The organism is Rhodospirillaceae bacterium (assembly GCA_016722635.1).
In the GTDB taxonomy this organism is placed as follows: Bacteria; Pseudomonadota; Alphaproteobacteria; order JAEUKQ01; family JAEUKQ01; genus JAEUKQ01.
Map to the genome: position 1 here is coordinate 93,661 of JADKIX010000010.1, position 17,227 is coordinate 110,887.

26 protein-coding genes are annotated in these 17,227 nt (G+C 41.0%); 25 read left to right on the forward strand and 1 reads right to left on the reverse strand.

What is annotated here, in order from left to right; translation table 11 throughout:
• Nucleotides 1–11 precede the first annotated feature (11 nt).
• From IPP67_04620 to IPP67_04705, 18 genes are all read left to right on the forward strand, one after another.
• Nucleotides 12–320 (forward strand): hypothetical protein, encoded by a 309-nt coding sequence (locus tag IPP67_04620; GenBank protein MBL0338454.1) that lies wholly within the window; start codon nt 12–14, stop codon nt 318–320.
• Entirely contained in the window at nt 317–625 is a 309-nt protein-coding gene (locus tag IPP67_04625; GenBank protein MBL0338455.1) for a hypothetical protein, read from the forward strand. The genes IPP67_04620 and IPP67_04625 overlap by 4 nt, the downstream gene beginning before the upstream one ends.
• A gap of 17 nt (nt 626–642) precedes the next feature.
• Nucleotides 643–1,113 (forward strand): hypothetical protein, encoded by a 471-nt coding sequence (locus tag IPP67_04630; protein MBL0338456.1) that lies wholly within the window; start codon nt 643–645, stop codon nt 1,111–1,113.
• Nucleotides 1,097–1,606, forward strand: a complete 510-nt coding sequence (locus IPP67_04635; protein ID MBL0338457.1) for a hypothetical protein — start codon at nt 1,097–1,099, stop codon at nt 1,604–1,606. Before IPP67_04630 ends, IPP67_04635 begins: the two co-directional genes overlap by 17 nt.
• 167 nt (nt 1,607–1,773) lie before the next feature.
• Complete coding sequence (locus IPP67_04640) at nt 1,774–1,980, forward strand: hypothetical protein (GenBank protein ID MBL0338458.1); 207 nt, start codon at nt 1,774–1,776, stop codon at nt 1,978–1,980.
• 18 nt (nt 1,981–1,998) lie between these two features.
• On the forward strand, nt 1,999–2,649 hold the full coding sequence (locus IPP67_04645) for a hypothetical protein (GenBank protein ID MBL0338459.1): 651 nt from the start codon (nt 1,999–2,001) through the stop codon (nt 2,647–2,649).
• A gap of 18 nt (nt 2,650–2,667) precedes the next feature.
• Nucleotides 2,668–2,877 carry a hypothetical protein gene (locus tag IPP67_04650; protein ID MBL0338460.1) on the forward strand — a complete coding sequence of 70 codons (210 nt, stop codon included), beginning with the start codon at nt 2,668–2,670 and terminating at the stop codon, nt 2,875–2,877.
• 5 nt (nt 2,878–2,882) lie between these two features.
• A complete protein-coding gene (locus tag IPP67_04655) occupies nt 2,883–3,485 on the forward strand; it encodes a hypothetical protein (protein MBL0338461.1) in 603 nt (200 codons plus the stop codon).
• 20 nt (nt 3,486–3,505) lie between these two features.
• Complete coding sequence (locus IPP67_04660) at nt 3,506–4,276, forward strand: hypothetical protein (protein ID MBL0338462.1); 771 nt, start codon at nt 3,506–3,508, stop codon at nt 4,274–4,276.
• Between the two features lie 600 nt (nt 4,277–4,876).
• The gene (locus IPP67_04665; GenBank protein ID MBL0338463.1) at nt 4,877–5,113 is read left to right on the forward strand and encodes a hypothetical protein; all 237 of its coding nucleotides are present in this window, start codon (nt 4,877–4,879) and stop codon (nt 5,111–5,113) included.
• Between the two features lie 210 nt (nt 5,114–5,323).
• Nucleotides 5,324–5,695, forward strand: coding sequence for a type IV secretion system protein (locus tag IPP67_04670; protein MBL0338464.1), 372 nt, complete (start codon nt 5,324–5,326; stop codon nt 5,693–5,695).
• A 721-nt stretch (nt 5,696–6,416) separates the two neighbouring features.
• On the forward strand, nt 6,417–6,599 hold the full coding sequence (locus IPP67_04675) for a hypothetical protein (GenBank protein ID MBL0338465.1): 183 nt from the start codon (nt 6,417–6,419) through the stop codon (nt 6,597–6,599).
• A 37-nt stretch (nt 6,600–6,636) separates the two neighbouring features.
• Nucleotides 6,637–6,888 carry a hypothetical protein gene (locus IPP67_04680; protein MBL0338466.1) on the forward strand — a complete coding sequence of 84 codons (252 nt, stop codon included), beginning with the start codon at nt 6,637–6,639 and terminating at the stop codon, nt 6,886–6,888.
• 27 nt (nt 6,889–6,915) lie between these two features.
• Nucleotides 6,916–7,245: a hypothetical protein gene (locus IPP67_04685; protein MBL0338467.1), complete on the forward strand. Its 330-nt coding sequence runs from the start codon at nt 6,916–6,918 to the stop codon at nt 7,243–7,245.
• A complete protein-coding gene (locus tag IPP67_04690; GenBank protein MBL0338468.1) occupies nt 7,242–7,724 on the forward strand; it encodes a putative toxin-antitoxin system toxin component, PIN family in 483 nt (160 codons plus the stop codon). The genes IPP67_04685 and IPP67_04690 overlap by 4 nt, the downstream gene beginning before the upstream one ends.
• A gap of 99 nt (nt 7,725–7,823) precedes the next feature.
• A complete protein-coding gene (locus IPP67_04695; protein ID MBL0338469.1) occupies nt 7,824–8,165 on the forward strand; it encodes a hypothetical protein in 342 nt (113 codons plus the stop codon).
• Nucleotides 8,162–8,644: a putative toxin-antitoxin system toxin component, PIN family gene (locus tag IPP67_04700; protein ID MBL0338470.1), complete on the forward strand. Its 483-nt coding sequence runs from the start codon at nt 8,162–8,164 to the stop codon at nt 8,642–8,644. The genes IPP67_04695 and IPP67_04700 overlap by 4 nt, the downstream gene beginning before the upstream one ends.
• A gap of 61 nt (nt 8,645–8,705) precedes the next feature.
• Nucleotides 8,706–8,945, forward strand: coding sequence for a hypothetical protein (locus IPP67_04705; protein MBL0338471.1), 240 nt, complete (start codon nt 8,706–8,708; stop codon nt 8,943–8,945).
• A gap of 464 nt (nt 8,946–9,409) precedes the next feature.
• On the opposite strand, the gene IPP67_04710 is transcribed toward IPP67_04705, so the two are convergent.
• The gene (locus IPP67_04710) at nt 9,410–9,688 is read right to left on the reverse strand and encodes a hypothetical protein (GenBank protein ID MBL0338472.1); all 279 of its coding nucleotides are present in this window, start codon (nt 9,686–9,688) and stop codon (nt 9,410–9,412) included.
• Nucleotides 9,689–10,056: 368 nt separating this feature from the next.
• Here IPP67_04710 and IPP67_04715 point away from each other — a divergent pair, with 368 nt between their 5' ends.
• From IPP67_04715 to IPP67_04745, 7 genes are all read left to right on the forward strand, one after another.
• The gene (locus IPP67_04715; protein MBL0338473.1) at nt 10,057–10,743 is read left to right on the forward strand and encodes a type IV secretion system protein; all 687 of its coding nucleotides are present in this window, start codon (nt 10,057–10,059) and stop codon (nt 10,741–10,743) included.
• Nucleotides 10,740–11,564 carry a TrbG/VirB9 family P-type conjugative transfer protein gene (locus tag IPP67_04720; protein MBL0338474.1) on the forward strand — a complete coding sequence of 275 codons (825 nt, stop codon included), beginning with the start codon at nt 10,740–10,742 and terminating at the stop codon, nt 11,562–11,564. Before IPP67_04715 ends, IPP67_04720 begins: the two co-directional genes overlap by 4 nt.
• Nucleotides 11,561–12,649: a type IV secretion system protein VirB10 gene (gene virB10 / locus IPP67_04725; protein ID MBL0338475.1), complete on the forward strand. Its 1,089-nt coding sequence runs from the start codon at nt 11,561–11,563 to the stop codon at nt 12,647–12,649. The genes IPP67_04720 and virB10 overlap by 4 nt, the downstream gene beginning before the upstream one ends.
• On the forward strand, nt 12,646–13,650 hold the full coding sequence (virB11, locus tag IPP67_04730) for a P-type DNA transfer ATPase VirB11 (protein MBL0338476.1): 1,005 nt from the start codon (nt 12,646–12,648) through the stop codon (nt 13,648–13,650). The genes virB10 and virB11 overlap by 4 nt, the downstream gene beginning before the upstream one ends.
• The gene (locus IPP67_04735) at nt 13,616–15,532 is read left to right on the forward strand and encodes a type IV secretory system conjugative DNA transfer family protein (protein ID MBL0338477.1); all 1,917 of its coding nucleotides are present in this window, start codon (nt 13,616–13,618) and stop codon (nt 15,530–15,532) included. The genes virB11 and IPP67_04735 overlap by 35 nt, the downstream gene beginning before the upstream one ends.
• A 172-nt stretch (nt 15,533–15,704) precedes the next feature.
• A complete protein-coding gene (locus IPP67_04740; GenBank protein MBL0338478.1) occupies nt 15,705–16,445 on the forward strand; it encodes a hypothetical protein in 741 nt (246 codons plus the stop codon).
• Between the two features lie 534 nt (nt 16,446–16,979).
• Nucleotides 16,980–17,141: a hypothetical protein gene (locus tag IPP67_04745; GenBank protein MBL0338479.1), complete on the forward strand. Its 162-nt coding sequence runs from the start codon at nt 16,980–16,982 to the stop codon at nt 17,139–17,141.
• Nucleotides 17,142–17,227 lie beyond the last annotated feature (86 nt).

The following is a 17,227-nucleotide window of genomic DNA, read 5'->3' on the forward strand; positions in this document are numbered from 1 at the left end:
AGGACATGTTGTTGGGAATTTCGCAGCATGCCATGAAGCATATGGAGGAGTTTAAAAATCCTGTCCTTGGCAAGCCTGTTCTTATTCGTGATCAGCGTGATCTGTACAGGCATGTTGTTGGAACATTATTCCATACAGAAACCAAATCATTCAGTGGCCAAGATAAGAGAGATTTTTTCTATAATTCTTCCACTAATACGCTAATCGTTATTAATCCTGCAAAAGACAAAAAGGGTAATTTTTTTGGAGGCACCGTTTATAGGCCGGATGAAAAAATAAAAGATTTTATAATTTGCATGAATTGGAAACAAGATCTTTGAAGGCAATACCAGTTCTTCACGAGAAAGGCGGCATCGTGGCGTTGCGGCCGGAGGTGGCACGGGAATTTGCCAAGGAATATCTGCAGCAAATGGGAAAAGATGTATCCATGGGGCAAAAAGGCAATCCCCAACCACATGGTCAAGGCAACCCTGTAACTGCTGGGGATAAGGAGCAAACTAAGGAACGACCAATATCTGTTAAAGGGCAGGGGCCAAGTCAAGGATCGCAAGCGGGAAAGACGCCTACCTCACAACCAATTGAATTAGAACAAAAGAAACAACCCGTCCGGCAACGGACAAGATAAACCCTAAGGAGAGAACCATGGAACTAATCGCTGCCGATAAAGACACCGTCACCATCAAGATGAACCGGAAAGAGGAGTTTGATCCCATTCTGGCAGCATTTACAGCGGTCAATAAGGATTATGGGATAGCGGATCATCTTTTGCATGAATTAACCAAAGAAGAAATCGCCCGATTACGGTTGCAGCTGGCCAATATCAAATTAGGTTTTTCTAGTTCTGGCACGAACCGTACTATCCATCAGCAGTCATCAGGGATCCAAATGGTAGTGGCAGATCAAAAAACAGTAACCGTCAAAATGTTGCAAATAAAAGAGTTTATGGCTGTCTTTGGCGTTTTTGGAGCGTTAGCTGTCCGGTATGATTTGACTGGTCAAGAAACAGATCCGGCAATTTCCAACCTTACGGCTGGCAGTGTTTTTACAATAGAAGAGAGTTTAGGAGGAATACTGGACTCACTTAACAGGAAATATAATGACAAAATCTTATAATTTATCAGAAATATTGCCTGTATTGACTGATCATGGAATGCGTCATGAGCGGGAATTAGCCCAATCAAAATCGACCATTGTTCAGCAAAGTGCATTCCGTCATGCAGGTGATTTGCAAAGGCATTTGCTGCAAGTTTTGTTTCATCCCGATACAAAAAGCTTTAGCGGCCAAAATAATAGGGATTTTTTTTATAATCAACAATTACGCACCTTTATCATGATTAACCCCAACAAGAATGCGGAAGGGAAAATTTGTGGGGGGACAGTTTTTAGAAGCATTACAAGTAACAGGGTGGAAAAATATTATTTAATAAATTCGCTGAAGGGCGAAGAAAAACGTTTGGGAAAACCCCCGATTGAACATCAGAAAGGCGGCATCGTGGCGTTGCGGCCGGAGGTGGCGCGGGAATTTGCCAAGGAATATGTGCAACAAAAGGGCAAAGATGTAGACATGGGGCAAAGACAACCCCACCCACGGTCAGGCAGCCTGTAACTGCTGGAGACAAGGATCAAACTAAGGAACGATTGGTATCCGTTAAAGGGCAGGGGCAAAATCAAGCATCGCAACCGGGAAAGACACCTATATCAAAACCAATTGAATTAGAACAAAAGAAACAACCCGTCCGCCAACGGACAAAATAAACCCTACAGGAGAAAACCATGGAACTAATCGCTGCAGATAAAGACACCGTCACCATCAAGATGAATAGGAAAGAGGAATTTTCCACTATCCTGGCCATTTTTATGTCGGCTTATCAAGAATACGACCAACTTGATCAGGAAATTCACAACAGAACAGAGGAAGAAATACATAAGATAGAGCAGGCATTATGGGAGATAAGTAAAAAACTTCCTTATAAGAAATGATTTTTGGGAAAGTAATCCATGGATAATCAGCCCTATCGCCTAAAAGATATTTTACCCGCTCTTGTGCAGCATAACATAAAACATGCTGGGGAATTTAAAAATCCTGCCTTAGGAAAGGAAACCCTCATAAATAATGTAGAGGATATGAAGAAGCACGTAATTTATACTTTATTTCATCCAGAAACGAAGTCTTTTAAAGGGCATGGTAATCGTGATTGTTTTTATAATGTGGCCACCAATACGGTTGTGATCATAAACCCAGGCAAAGACCAAAATGGTAATATTTTGGGCGGTACGGCTTTCAGACCAAAGGACAAAGAATTGTATTTTCATAAGTTATGGGAGGAAGAGGCTAATAGATTAGAACAAAAACCGACTGTTCATCAGCAAGGCGGCATCGTGGCGTTGCGGCCGGAGGTGGCGCGGGAATTTGCCAAGGAATATGTGCAACAAATGGGAAAAGATGTATCCATGGGGCAAAAAGACAATCCCCAACCACATGGTCAAGGCAAGCCTGTAACTGCTGGAGACAAGGATCAAACTAAGGAACGATTGGTATCCGTTAAAGGGCAGGGGCAAAATCAAGCATCGCAATCGGGAAAGATACCCACATCACAACCAATTGCATTAGAACAAAAGAAACAACCCGTCCGCCAACGGACAAAATAAAACCTACAGGAGAAAACCATGGAACTAATTGCTGCCGATAAAGACACCGTCACCATCAAGGTGAATAGGAAGGATGAGTTTTACGCAATCCTTGCCGTATTGGGATCAGTTAGTGAGGAATTCAATAAATTAGACCGGGAAATTCATCATTTAACTTTGGAACAAGTAACAAGAATTGAAGAATCTTTACATGAAATAAGCAAGAAATTACCTGGTAAAAAAAATTGAGCGATATGACCAGTAAATCTCACCACCTAAACAATCTTTTAGCTTCCCTTAGCGAACGTTCCATGTCTCACGTCAAGGAATTTAAGGATACTGACCTTGGCGTTGCAATTGATATTCATAACCCACATGATATGAAAAAACATGTCATTAAAACGTTATATCATCCTGACACAAAAAGCTTTGGCGGCGAGAACAACAGGGATTTCTTTTATAATAAACATACAAATACATCGGTGATTTTAAACCCTAATAAAGATCACACGGGAAATATTCACGGAGGAGCTGTTTTTAGGCCATCAACGGGAGAACAAAGGTTTCATAAGCTGCATGAAATAGAATCAGGCAGGTGCAAACAAAATCTCATAATTCATGAGAAAGGCGGAATTGTGGCGTTGCGGCCGGGGGTGGCACGGGAATTTGCCCGAAAATGTCTGGGGCAAACGGGAAAAGATTTTGGTGGGTTAGAAACAAATCCGGCAAAGACTGACAATAACTTAACCGGCCTGGCAAAAATTTTTTTCCCACCCAAAAAAACAGGACAACATCTTCAACCCCAAGAACGCCAATTAACCAAGAAAAAAGCCCCGGTTCGGCGGCGAGCGAGATAAAAAGAAAGCGTAGCGCAATCATGCAAAAAATAAAACAAATCATTTTAGGGGAGGCATCGATGAAAAATAGTTTAACAAAAAAAGGCTGGGTATTCGGGTTCGTTTTTTTATGGGCGTCAACGGCAATGGGGCAGGGGATTCCGGTGTTTGACGCGACCGAGGTTGCAAGGTCAATTGAGCAAATCCAAAATCAATTGGAACAGATTAAAAAGATGGAAAGCCAGTTAAAAGAGGCACAACGTTTGTATGACAGTTTTAATAAAACCGGCAATTTAAATGATTTATTAGCCTTGTTAAACGATCCGAAAACCCGCCAATATTTGCCAGCCGATGCGAAGCAATTAACGGGCTTGTTACAGGGACAGAATGTGAGTGGTTTTAGTGATATTGCGAACCGTGCCCAAGAAATTCGGGCGGCCAATAGGCAAATGGATGAGGAGAAGGGTATTACCAGCTTTAATGGTCTTACTTCAAGCCCTGCTAACAATTTTTATTCCCAAGAATTAGAAAGAATAGGGATTCATGTTTCAAATGAACTGGCAATTGGTGAAAAGGTTTTCAGCAGCGCTAATGATCGGCAAGCAAATATTAAAAAATTAGCTGAGCGGGTTAGCACAGCCACCGATTACCGGGAATTGGCAAATATCCAAGCCATGATTTTGTTGGAAATGGCATCCATGCAAAATGAACTTCTAAAAATTCAGGGGCATGGCTATGATTACGAATGCTGGCGAAAAATGGATAACCAGCGTCAGTTGTGGAAAACAAGCAAACAGCAAAGTGCGGCGTAATTTGAAAAGGCTATTCAAGAATCTTAAAAAATAAAAAGGAAAGAAAAAGGAAAAACAAGAATGAAAAATATTTTTATCTAGCAAGTTTTAATTGCGGGTTGTGATGATTCATCATCCACACTGCAAAACCCCCTGTTCGGTAAACAATCATCTGCACAATTAACCAGAAAATCCGTCCATAACGGGAAGAGATATAGAATTCTTTTTGAAGAATGACTTGAGAAGGGCCAAAGTCATTCGAAAATATTGAAGATGATCAAAGCCAACGATTGTAGGGCTTCAGCCGTTAATGCAGTAATGGAAATAAAATTAAAACAGAGTCTTCAAAAAAATCAACGAGCATTTCAGTTAGCAAATCCCAAATCTGAATTTGCATTAATAGGCGTGCTTATTGCAAAATTGACGAGGAACTGTCTCTACTAGTCCAGATCATTTTATTTGTAATTAAAGCTCATTACTCGTCGAAATATGAGAAAAATGCCCTGCAAGGATGTCGTGTTCCAGTCGGTTGGTGCGGCAGGGTGGCAGTCTTGCGAAAATTAGTCAGAGAAGAATATACGATACCTAGTGAATAATTGTTTAATATTAGGATAAATAACTATGGCAGATACTGTTTATCAATATCTATATAACCAGGTTGCTGCAGCGGTTGACGATAATATGACAAACTTCCTGAAGAAGGTTTGCGCTTATATTGAAACTCCTTTGGGTATTGCCATGACCCTGTATGTAGTTATTTATGGGGTGATGATTATCAGGGGACAAGTTCAGGAACCAATTGAGCGATTTTTTCAAAAGATGATTCAAATTATCAATAATATGGTATGTGGCAGCTAATCCTGATATCTTCAAACTTTATTTTAGCGATGTTTTTCTGAAGCTGATACCGAATGCTGTTACCGAGGCACAACCGCCTTAAACCAGGAGAAGGTGGAGGAAGATTAAACAAACACTTACAACCTTGGATTTATCTGGGTATGATATGGCAGAATTTGTACTTAATCTGGCTGGTTTGAGATAGGAAAATATCTGGCAGCCCTGATTATTTTGATCGGAACAACCCTGGCAGGTTGTGCAGCTTTTATCATAATGGCTATGGCTGCAATTGTTTTAAGTACTTTACTGATTATTGGTCCTATATTTGTTTGCTTATTATTATTTGAGGCAACTAGTCGATGGTTTTGGAGTTGGTTGTCTAACTTATTCAGTTTTGCTCTTATGCAGATTTTGCTTTTTGCGTTATTAACAGTAGCAAGCGGGATAACTGCAAATTTATACAAGAGAAATTGGCAAGGTTTGGCCCCAGACTGCCCGGCAGCCATTAAAGTTGAATTTATTTGCTATAATAACATTTTGATACAGCTGCCGACTAGCAATTTAACGGTCGATATTGGGGTCCTTTCATTTATTATGAAATGAATATCAGTTCTGCATCAGCGGAGGCGTTCAAAGGGGTTAAAGATTTGGCTGGTCAAAGAATGCTGGATATATGGCCAGAACTGCATCTAGCAAAAGGTAGATGCAAACTTGCTGATAACCACCTAAAGAAAATCATAAATATAGGAACAAGAAAGTAACAATCAAAACAAAAAAATCTTCCACGAATAATTCTCAATCTTCTACAATAAAATCATCATGTGACTCTCGTCTCATGTCTGGGAAGGGGCAATAAAATCTATTCAAACTCTTGGGGTCTGGCTCATCAACCTCAAGCCGGCTGCCAACGAAAATGCAGGTTCGTCCTCGATAGCGAATCTGGGGCTTAATTCTAGTGGCGCCTCAGGCAAGCATGGGGTCTAAAGTCGCGGAGCCCCAGATTCAAAACAGCAACAAAGATCGGAAGCCGGGCGGACAGCAAAACAAAATAAGCAACAGAACCAGGCATCGATGCCCCAATAACCTCAACTGGGTCTAACCAAGCTCAACAACCTCATCCAGCTCGACCACAACTGAGATCAGGCCCAAAACCAGTTCCACAACTGCACCCAGTTCGCCACCACCCACCAGTTCACCATCAACAGATAGTCAAGGGGGTCCATAAAAAACATTGTCTCATATGATCCGTATCTTTTACTATTCTACCCAAGGCTATTAAAAATTTCTAACGTAAACATTGAAAAAACAACCAGGGAGAAAATTGATGAAATGTTATAATCACCCCGCCACCGATTCCGTTGGAACATGCAACGGTTGCAATAAGGGCTTATGCAAGGAATGCGCCAGCCTATGGTCAACTTTTAATATCCGTGGCCATCAGTATAGTGGCGGGTCCTTTGGAATTGATTTACGTCATCAGAAAATGGCGAATTGCCAAAACAAATAGTTTCAGTCGCCAATGTTCAGGGTTAATGGGTGCTAGAATGAAACAAGTTAAAGCGTTTGAAGCACAAGCATTTCTTGATGAATATTTGATTGATATTGACCGGGAGCCTGTGCAGGTGGAGGTGGGCATTGGCTGCGCCAACGCGGTGATCATCTCCCAAGATGAGTTTGAACGGTTAAAATACGCCGAAAACTCTTTATCCGTCATGGGTTCCATTGTGAAACGGATGATGAGAAACCATCTGAAGGCCATCAAAGCCACGAATTTGCGTCCGTCAAAGCGCAGGTAAGCTTAATCTGCAACGAAGGGGTTATCGATGGAAAGGAAACCTAAAGAAATGCCAGTTCCGCAATTGACAGAAGAGCAGCTGGATAAGCTGCTTGCGCTGGATGCAGAGTGGGAAAAATTGCAAGCGGAAGAACAAAAGTTCGGGATGAGTGATGAGCTTGCGATGAGAATGGCAAATGTTCAGGTGCAAGAGGCAAGAACTGCCCCTTCAGAACTTAGTGATGAATTAGAACAAGCCATTAAAAAAGAAGGCATGACAAAAACAAACTTTAAAAAAATGGATAAGGAAATCCGAGCGTGGAACACCGGGGTAGAATATTTAGTGGAACAGGCTAAGAGGGCTAGGAGGAAACTTTGAAAGACCAAGAAAAAGTGGTGCTAGACACGAATATCTTGGTTTCGGTGTTGCATAGCCCGGCCGGAACAGTCGGTAAATGTTTCGAACATGTTATTAAGAATCAGGAGATGGTTTTTACGGAGGAAACATCAAAGGAGTTCTTGAATGTGCTCAATCGAAAGAAATTTAATAAGGTTTTTACCCCGGAAGTCAAAGAGAAGTTTAAAGAAAGTCTTTACGGGTTATCCAAATTTGTGGAGCCAAAGTTGTTTTTAGATATTTGCCGGGATCAGAAAGACAACAAATTTATTTCCCTGGCGGAGCAGGAAAAAGCCAAATATTTGGTAACAGGTGATGAGGATTTGTTAGCCATTGACCGCAAGTTGGTCAAAACGAATATCGTCACCCCGCGGCAGTTCCTGGAGCAGGAGAGGGTGATTGCACAACAACCTGCAATACCCGTAACAATGCCTAAGGAAATCAAAAGAAAAAGCCGGTGAATGGTTTTAGCCCTCAATAAATTTAGTCTTTAAAATGAAAAATCTTGATCTGTATACAAATTAAACAAAGTTAAACTAGCGATATCTCGGGGATTAGCGATGGAAAAGAAGCCTAAAGAAATGCCAGTAGAAATGCCCGTTCCGCAATTGACAGAAGAGCAGCTGGATAGGCTGCTTGCGCTGGATACGGAGTGGGAAAAATTGCAAGCGGAAGAACAAAAGTTCGGGATGAGTGATGAGCTTTCCGCTAGGATGGCCAAGGTTTTGGTAGAGGAAGCGCGTGTCGCTCCCTTTCAGTCAAGTTCTGAATTTGAGGAGGCTATTAAGAAAGACGGCTTTACAAAAGAGAATTTTAAAAAAAACGAAGCAGAAATTAGTCGATGGAATAGACAACTGGAATATTTAGTAGCACAGGCCAAGATTGCTAGGAAGAAGTTGTGACAGAGCAGAAGAAAGTGGTGATAGATACGAATATGTTGGTTTCAGCTTTGCTTAATTCGGCTGGAAATGCAGGTCAAGGTTTTAAACAGGCAGTTCAGAAATATCAAATGGTTTTTACGCGCGAAACATGGAATGAATTATCGATAACGCTTGATAAGAAAAAATTTTATAAAATTTTTACCGCGGAAGTCAAAGAGAAGTTTAAAGAAAGTCTTTACGGGTTATCCAAATTTGTGGAGCCAAAGTTGTTTTTAGATATTTGCCGGGATCAGAAAGACAACAAATTTATTTCCCTGGCCGAGCAGGAAAGGGCCAAATATTTGGTAACAGGTGATGAGGATTTGTTAGCAATTGATCGCAAGTCAATCAAAACGGCTATCGTCACCCCGCGGCAGTTCCTGGAGCAGGAGAGGGTGATTGCACAACAACCTGCAATACCCGTAACAATGCCTAAGGAAATCAAAAGAAAAAGCCAGTGAATATTCCAGCTAACAACATACAGATGAACGCTAAAACAGATTAAAAACAGGGAGAGATTTCATGAAAATATCAGCATTAACAACCGTAAGCTTATTTGCCGTGTTCGTAAGTGGTTGCAGTGAAACGCCGGAAGACAAAGCGCGGCGGGAAGCAACCAAAGAATGCACCGAATTTTTCAATGGCATCGCCAATCCAGGAGAAAAAGAAGACAAAGAAATGATACAACAAGCAATTAACGAATGTATTGAAGATGCGACGCCAAAAATAATGCGGGAATTAAATCAACCTTCCCCGAATTAAACCAGCTTAAAAAAGTGGTTGGCTGGTTTTATCGGCAAGCGATTTTGCCCCTAAAGCTGGGGCTGACAAGAAAAACCCCTTCAGGCAATTCAGCAAAAACCTAAAAGAAAGGGGCGATACGTAGCTTTTTGATTAAAAAGCCAGCCAACAAAATGCAACCCCCAGGTTGTATTTTCTAAAAGAGAATTCTCAAAATGTTGGGTGGGATGTGGAATAACTCAAACACAGACAATATAAACAGCGCATAGAGGGAGCAAGAAATCACAAAAAATATGGGGTAGTACGGGACTGGGCACTGCGTAAACGCTTTACGTTAGGGGTCAGATAATTGGCTGCCTTTATCCGGGTTGAAGAACCCACGCTTCTTTCAATTATGGTCATTTGGCGTTATATACCGAGGGCGCGCCAAGCACCCTTACATCAATTTCAGCAATCAGCATCAGCAAATCAGGTGTGGATGGCCGCTAATTTTTTGTATCCTGCTGGATAGGGGCACCCTTAACTTTATCAGGATCATCTGAAAGTTGGGAGAAGGTTTTTTTCCGCAATTCAATATCATCCAATATTTCTTCTTGCCAATGGGGTTTGGCAAGAAAAGATTTGACTAGAAGAATATATAGATCCTTTTGTGTCAAATTTTTCCCATCATCATTCAACTTATCGGCTATCCACATCTTCAGTCTATAAAAGGTTTGCTTGTCTAACCTAATACTGTGGTGAGTTAATTCCGTCAATTTTGGCATAATTATTGCTCTCATAAAAGTGGTTTAGATCACATACGCAAGCTTTACAACACTGTAACACTTTTTTATGTGAATGGTGTTTGATGGTAAGCATCTAATGGTTCGGAAGCCAAACATTGCAACACTTTTCACATAAAAAAAGCATTTTGAACATTTATTTATTAACTTACAAGTTTATTGAGAATTGAACGTATGATTCGGCACCTTTTAATAATAGCCCTTCTAGGCAGCGTTGCTGGTTGTGCCAGTATGCCCCCAACATGCAGCGGCAATGACAGAAGGCCTCTAAATCCCGGAAAATGGGGTTATCAAAAAATCATCCATAAAAATGATCCTATTAACATAGGGCCTAGATTGGCGGGAAAAGAATGATTGCTGAGAAAGATTTCAAGCATTATCTTGAAGAATCAAAACGTCTTGATCAAGACCGGATCGTGATGTTGGAAAAATCAAAACGAACAGCTTGGCTGGTTGCGGGCGGGGCCGGGTTCATTGCTTGTTTATCCGTCATCGCAGTCACCGTTTTAACGCCTTTAAAAACGGTTGAACCCTATCTCATCAGAGTCGATAATTCCACGGGCTATGTGGACAATGTCACTAGTCTAACGGGCAATACCGATTATACCCAAGACGAAATTTTGATGAGGTATTTTCTCAAACGATTTATAACGGCCAGGGAAGGGTACAGTGACGAATTAGCAGAATATAATTTCAATTTGGTTTCATTGTTTTCGATACCCGATGAACAAAAGAAATTTGCTACCTGGTATTATACCTCTAATCCGGATTCTCCCCAGAACATTTATCGGGGGCAATATGTTGATGTTAAAATACGCTCCATTAGCTTTATAGCAACCGATCAAAACCGAGTGGTCGCCCAAGTTCGCTTTAATAAAGAAATACATAATAGGCAAAGCGTAACCACTTCTTCCTGGGTATCTACGGTCACCTTCTTTTATAATACTTCAGCTTCCATTCAAGAAAAGTACCGCCTTGAAAATCCTCTAGGTTTTCAGGTGTTGACTTATTCACTCTCCAGTGAGTCACCCCAATGAAAAAATTCTTAAGCCTTTGCTTTTGCCTGTTTGTTGCTAGTGCCGCTTTAGGAGAAGATATTCCTAAACCTGGTAGTGGAGATGAACGGGTCCGATGGATTAACTATGATGCTTGGCAAGTCGTTAATGTCCGTACCGTCGCTCGAACTGTTACCCAAATTACTTTCTCAGAAAACGAAGCAATCCTGCAAGTGTCTTTGGGTGATACAGTTGGTTGGGAAACAGTTGTGGCAGGTAACAATGTCCTTTTAAAACCGCGCGAAATTCATCCTCCTACAAATATGACTATTATTACCAGAAGAGCGAATGGCAGCTTTCGTAGTTATCAATTTTACTTGCAATCTAGGGAAGGGGAGATTGGCACCGATTCAGACGTATTCTTCGCCATCAAATTTAAATATCCCCAAGATGAAGCCGACCAGAAGAGAGCGGAAGCTGACGCTAGAAGAATGGCCCAGGAGGAAAATAATACTTTGTTAGGCCTATCTTTTGAAGGCGAAAAAAATTGGGCCTATTCCGCTCAAGGCAACCCTGATCTTGAACCTTCTGAAATGAGCGATAATGGGCAGGTCACCTTTATGAAGTTTCCTGGAAGATTTCCGGCCATATATGCAGTATCCGCCGACGGAACTGATGAAATTGTTAATTATACCACAGAAGGGGATACCGTGATTTTGCACGCGGTCTCTCGTCAGTGGCATTTACGTCAGGGAAAACAAGTGCTTTGTATTTGGAATGAAGCCTTCAAATTAAGGCCAACCAATCCCGGAACAGGAACGATCACCCCTCATGTTGAACGTATTATTCGGAGAGTACCATGAGCCAAGAGAAAAAAGAGAGCGTCACTGGTGAGCGCGAGATTACCCCTTTATTCAATAAAAAGAAACCGCCTAAGATTATGGGAATAGTTATTATCGTTTTAGCTATAGCAGCACTTTATTATGTAGTTTTTAAAAACAAAAATAATGAAGACAATAAAGACACAAAATCAAACCTAGTGATCACACCAACGGTTGATTTTCGGGGACAAAGGCCGGAAGTGCAGCCTGATACCTTTCCCCAACCACAACCTCCACCACAAGTCATTGTGACAGCCCCGCCTGCTCCTGATCCAACCAACCAGTTATTAGCGGCTTCACGGCGAGCCCCTACAACCGCTTACAGCAATTGGGGTGCAACAGCCAATAATGCATCTAACCCTTCCCCGAGCACTCTCGTCTCTAATCCAGGTCCCTACATAGTCGGTGGTAATAATATGGGAACTTCTTTGTTAGGGAATAGCGGAGGCAATAATGATTTAGGATCAAAACTGCAACCAACCTATATTGATGGCGCTAGGGCTGGCTTATTACCTGATCGTAATTTCTTAATAACGAAGGGTACAATCATTCCCTGCATTCTGCAAACCGCCTTAGATAGCTCCTTGCCGGGAATGGCCGTATGTGAAATCAACCGGGATGTTTTATCATCAAGCGGCAAAATAGTGCTGTTGGAAAAAGGTACTAAGGTGGTGGGGGAGTACAGAGGAGGTTTGCGCCAAGGCGATCAAAGGATTTTTGTATTATGGACACGCGCAGAAACACCCAAAGGGATTATTATTAACTTGGACTCTCCTGCTTCGGACCCCTTGGGAAGAAGCGGGTTTGATGGAATGATTGATACGCAATTCTGGACAAGATTTGGTGGAGCTTTGCTTTTATCACTTGTCGACAATGGGTTGGGAGCACTGGCAAATTTAGCGGGTAGCGATCCCTCAGAGGCTGCGAAAGAACCTGCAGCTATCGCTTTAGAAAATACCGGTAATATCCCTATAATTTTAAGAAAACACCAAGGGGAGGAAGTGGCCATTTTCGTGGCGCGTGATCTGGATTTTTCAACAGTATATCATTTAAGGTTGAAAAAATGAGCGAAACGGCTTTCCTCGAGAGTTATATAATACCTTTAAGAAGGTTTCTGGATAATCCCGATTTAACGGAAATTTGTATTAACGGGCCCGGAGAGGTTTTTACAGAAGGAAAACAGGGCTGGCAAAAATATAACATTCCAGAATTAAACTTGGATTGGCTGTTCCAGTTGGCCAATGCCATAGCTGCCTATACCAAACAAGATATTCAAGAAAGCCATCCCATTGTTTCCTGTTCTCTCCCAACAGGTGAGCGTGTTCAGATAGTCATTCCGCCTGCAACAGAAAAAGATACGGTTTCATTTACCATAAGGAAGCCAAATTCAAAAACATTCTCCTTGGATGAATTAGAAAAGAATGGGTTATTTGACAAAACTTTACCCGCTTCGAGTGAAGTCACAACCGAAGAACATGAGTTATGTGCATTAAGGGATAAAAAAGCATGGAAAAGCTTTTTTGATCTGGCTGTTAAAACCCGCAAAAACATTCTTATTTCCGGGGCTACGGGATCAGGAAAAACAACATTTTCCAAAACCCTTATTCGTTCCATTCCTGATCATGAGCGTGTCATCACCATTGAAGATACAAGGGAGCTGACGGTCTATAATGAAAATAAAGTTCATTTGCTTTATTCCAAAGACGGACAGGGATTAGCTAAAGTTGGCCCTAAGCACCTTTTGGAGAGTGCCTTGCGGATGCGGCCAGATCGAATTTTGCTACAGGAATTAAGGGATGGAACAGCTTTCTTCTATTTACGGAACGTTAATAGCGGTCATCCGGGGTCTATTACGACCGTTCATGCAAACTCAGCTGAATTAGCATTCGAACAATTAACGTTGCTGGTGAAAGAAAGTGAAGGGGGAAGAGACTTAGAACGCAGTGATATTCGCTCTATGCTCTACATGTTTGTAGATGTGGTCGTGCAAATGAAAAGAGAAAATGGCAGGTTTTTGATAACGGAAGTTTTTTATGACCCTATACGAAAACGCGAACGTTCAAACTAAATTAATTATTATTTTAGTAGCGTTGATGATGACGTTAACCGGCGGTGTTTGGCTTGGTTCCATGGTATTGGAGGTAGGTCTAACGTTGCCCACCAAATCCTTCCGAACACTCATTAATTATAGCTTCTACTCCAACTTATCATCTCAGCAAAAGATCTGGTTATTTATAGGTTGGGGTATTGCAGCTATCCCTTCATTCTTTTTGTTATTTTTCATGATGAAAAGAAAAAAAACATCTCTGTATGGCAAGACCAGGTTTGCCAATATTGCCGAAATTAAGAAAGCGGATTTAAAAGAAAAGAAAGGGATTTTGTGTGGAAAATATAAAAGCACTTATCTTTATTTTGGCGGCACGGAACATGTCATTGTGTATGCGCCAACGAGATCGGGAAAAGGAGTGGGGATCGTTATCCCCAATCTTTTAACTTGGCAAGATTCGGTGGTTGTTTTGGATATCAAAAAAGAGAATTGGGTTAAAACGGCTGGATTTCGCCAAAGTCATGGGATTGAAGTCTTTATGTTTGATCCGGTTGAACCAAACGGTCAAACGCATCGATATAATCCTCTCAGCTATGTTAGAAAAGGCACGGAGTTTCAAATTGATGATTTGCAAAGAATTGCTGCCATGCTTATTCCTGTCTCAGATAAAGACCCGTTTTTTGATTTATCTGCCCAAAAAGCTTTTGTTGCAACAGCTGCGTATATGGCTGAGACTCAAGAAAAACCTTTTACTATCGGGCAAATATTTCGTGAATTAACTTCCCAATCTGACATCAAAAATCATTTTCTTCAAATAATGGAAATGAGGGGAAAATCACACACCCCTTTATCTCGCACAACCGTCAATGCTTTAAACGATTTTTTATCAACCTCGGATGATACATTATCTAGTATTCGAGCCACTGTTACTTCGCGCTTAAGTTTATGGTTAAACCCACTTATTGATGCTGCAACCGCCGCTTCTGACTTTGATTTCGATCAATTGCGCCGGAAAAGAATCTCTGTTTATGTAGGAATAACCCCTGACAACCTGGGGAGATTGGCTCCACTTATTAATCTGTTTTTTCAGCAAGCCATTGATATTAATCTGCGCCAACTTCCTGAACATGAAAAGTCTTTAAACAGGAAGTTACTTTTACTCATGGATGAATTTACAGCGTTAGGAAGGATGGAGATTATCAGTAAAGGCGTTGCCTTCCTAGCAGGATATAATATTCGCTTACTCCTTGTTATCCAAAGTCCTTCCCAGTTAGACGAAATTTACGGAAAAGAAGCAGCAAAGTCGATGATGACTAACTGTGCTGTCGAAATTGTATTTACTCCTAAGGATTTGGATGTTGCACAACAACTATCTGAAAGAATTGGGTACAATACCATTGCGGGCAAAAGTCAAAGCAAAGCAAGAGGATTTAAGGGTGGCAACAACAGTGAGACGATTTCTGATCAAAGGCGAGCTTTGCTTTTACCCCAAGAATTAACACAAATGAGCGATGAAAAAGCGTTGATCTTTCGTCGCGGCATTCCTCCTATATTAGCTAACAAAATTCGTTACTTTAAAGAACCCGCTTTTAAGGAACGCTATACATTACCCCCTCCTCAAATTCAGAATGTTAGAGCCCGCTCAGTAACTAGTCCTACTAATCAATGGGATATTCTAAGCACACCAGAAAATATGCGTGAAATAAAGAAAATCATAAAACCCAAAACTGAAGAGCAGTTGCCAATTTCTGAGGAGTTACCCAATCCTAAGTCGATCTCTGATATTGATATAGATCTTACTTATGGGGAGGCCATAAAGGAAATCCAAAATATTGATAATGATGAAGAACTGAGGAAAGCGATTTTGGAAATTGTAACCGGAAAGGAAGAAAATCATGAATGATCAATTTAAGAAAAATTTTCGTCCCGTTTCAGACAGACAAATTCACGCCATACAAAAATTGCTTAAAAAAGGAGGCGCTCCTCCTAAAAACTAGCCTGATATTAGTTCTTTAGAGGCTTCAAAATATATTGAAGAGCAAACAGAAAAAATACAGTAAAATCAAGTGATACGCTTGATAAAAAAAGAGATTTATGATAATAAAATTTCAGAAGATGCGACATTAAAGACACGAGAAAACAATAGTGCTTCCCAAAAACAGCTTGATGTAACAACGAACATGATTAAGAATGGTGCTAAGCCTCCAGTAGGTTGGCCTGATCGTTTAGGATTTCATGATGCTTTGGAATTTGTTAGAGTTAAGACTGACCCTGTTGAGACATATAAAAAACAAGAAAAATATCAAAAATTGTCAAATAAGGATCAAGTGATAGATATGGATCGTTCCCCCACATTAAAACAATATGATTACATAAAGATGTTGATTGAAAATGGTCACGAGGCACCTGAGGGATATCCCAGAATTACAGCAAAGGATGCTGGTAATTATATCAGTGCGGCGCAAGAAGACGGTAAAAGAAGGGCAGCAGATTTTAGGGCATTGCCTTCTCTAGAAGGTATGAAAAGGCCAGACTTGGCAGCGGCGTATCAAACTTTAGCAAGGGCAGAAGCTATTGTAAGCAAGACCCCCTTGTTTCAGAAAAAATCTGATGGAGAAAAAAGGGCCTTTATGGAGGAAATGAAAGAAGGTATTGCCAAACAAGTCGAGCAAGGCAGACACTTAATAAAACGACAAATAACTCAGTCTGTTTTGCCTCAACAAGAGCAACAACCCAAACCAATAGTTGAACAAAAAAAACAGTCAATTTCCCAAGAAAATGTACAAAAAACACCTCAAAAAAATAGATCTCGTTAAATGAGGGGGCAATATGCCCCTTCTATGCTTCATGAACTATCTTTTTTGGGCAAATTCTTACCCAACTCATAGCTGTCTTTGGGACTAGGCTAGATAAGGATAAAAATCCAGGATGATCGAATGACAAGAAAGGGTCGTAAGTTAAATAGCGCAAAATTTTCTCATTTAAGCAGAACTTACAACATGTCATTTTTATGGATGATAAAAAGTGGGGTACGCTCATGTTAAGATGGTGGCTACTGATTGGCTTTTTAACCGCATCCTCTATACGCTCTGGATCATATTATATTGTCAGAAGGTGGGTGGAAATTAGAGGAAATTTGGTCATCTTTGCCTTCGGTAGAGTCAATCGAAGCGGCCCAGAATTTTCCCCAGGGATTTAAGTGTCCTTATATAGCAGAATATGGAAGTTTCCCCGATAAGGGTATTTGGCTTTCATGCTGGCTTATAAGTGAAGATGGGCTGGATAATGAAAAATTTAGGGGCTGACATAGATGTTTAGGTTGGGTGTGATGATAGCGGCCAAGTGATTTGTTGTTAGAGCGGCAGGCCCTGTTAAAGCATTTAGATCATTGCCGATTGTTGATTGCGAAATGGCAGATTGAAGATGATAAGGAAACAGCCTCTGTTGAATTAATTGAGCGCACAGGGGAGACAATATGGCCTTATCCATTACCTGCCGAAGCAATTGAATGACTTCCTGAACAGTTCGGTTCAACCAATGCCATATATTTTGTGAAAGCCCTTCAAGAAATTATCCCTTATGAAGACGGTTATGTCTT

What these genes read in the sequence shown, in the direction of transcription:
- IPP67_04715 (MBL0338473.1), top strand. Translation starts at nt 10,057, where the DNA reads ATGATTGCTGAGAAAGATTTCAAGCATTATCTTGAAGAATCAAAACGT.
- IPP67_04650 (MBL0338460.1), top strand. Translation starts at nt 2,668, where the DNA reads ATGGAACTAATTGCTGCCGATAAAGACACCGTCACCATCAAGGTGAAT.
- IPP67_04735 (MBL0338477.1), top strand. Translation starts at nt 13,616, where the DNA reads ATGACCCTATACGAAAACGCGAACGTTCAAACTAAATTAATTATTATT.
- virB10 (MBL0338475.1), top strand. Translation starts at nt 11,561, where the DNA reads ATGAGCCAAGAGAAAAAAGAGAGCGTCACTGGTGAGCGCGAGATTACC.
- virB11 (MBL0338476.1), top strand. Translation starts at nt 12,646, where the DNA reads ATGAGCGAAACGGCTTTCCTCGAGAGTTATATAATACCTTTAAGAAGG.
- IPP67_04675 (MBL0338465.1), top strand. Translation starts at nt 6,417, where the DNA reads ATGAAATGTTATAATCACCCCGCCACCGATTCCGTTGGAACATGCAAC.
- IPP67_04660 (MBL0338462.1), top strand. Translation starts at nt 3,506, where the DNA reads ATGCAAAAAATAAAACAAATCATTTTAGGGGAGGCATCGATGAAAAAT.
- IPP67_04710 (MBL0338472.1), bottom strand. Translation starts at nt 9,688, where the DNA reads ATGCCAAAATTGACGGAATTAACTCACCACAGTATTAGGTTAGACAAG.
- IPP67_04640 (MBL0338458.1), top strand. Translation starts at nt 1,774, where the DNA reads ATGGAACTAATCGCTGCAGATAAAGACACCGTCACCATCAAGATGAAT.
- IPP67_04695 (MBL0338469.1), top strand. Translation starts at nt 7,824, where the DNA reads ATGGAAAAGAAGCCTAAAGAAATGCCAGTAGAAATGCCCGTTCCGCAA.
- IPP67_04655 (MBL0338461.1), top strand. Translation starts at nt 2,883, where the DNA reads ATGACCAGTAAATCTCACCACCTAAACAATCTTTTAGCTTCCCTTAGC.
- IPP67_04705 (MBL0338471.1), top strand. Translation starts at nt 8,706, where the DNA reads ATGAAAATATCAGCATTAACAACCGTAAGCTTATTTGCCGTGTTCGTA.
- IPP67_04685 (MBL0338467.1), top strand. Translation starts at nt 6,916, where the DNA reads ATGGAAAGGAAACCTAAAGAAATGCCAGTTCCGCAATTGACAGAAGAG.
- IPP67_04630 (MBL0338456.1), top strand. Translation starts at nt 643, where the DNA reads ATGGAACTAATCGCTGCCGATAAAGACACCGTCACCATCAAGATGAAC.
- IPP67_04680 (MBL0338466.1), top strand. Translation starts at nt 6,637, where the DNA reads ATGAAACAAGTTAAAGCGTTTGAAGCACAAGCATTTCTTGATGAATAT.
- IPP67_04665 (MBL0338463.1), top strand. Translation starts at nt 4,877, where the DNA reads ATGGCAGATACTGTTTATCAATATCTATATAACCAGGTTGCTGCAGCG.
- IPP67_04635 (MBL0338457.1), top strand. Translation starts at nt 1,097, where the DNA reads ATGACAAAATCTTATAATTTATCAGAAATATTGCCTGTATTGACTGAT.
- IPP67_04720 (MBL0338474.1), top strand. Translation starts at nt 10,740, where the DNA reads ATGAAAAAATTCTTAAGCCTTTGCTTTTGCCTGTTTGTTGCTAGTGCC.
- IPP67_04645 (MBL0338459.1), top strand. Translation starts at nt 1,999, where the DNA reads ATGGATAATCAGCCCTATCGCCTAAAAGATATTTTACCCGCTCTTGTG.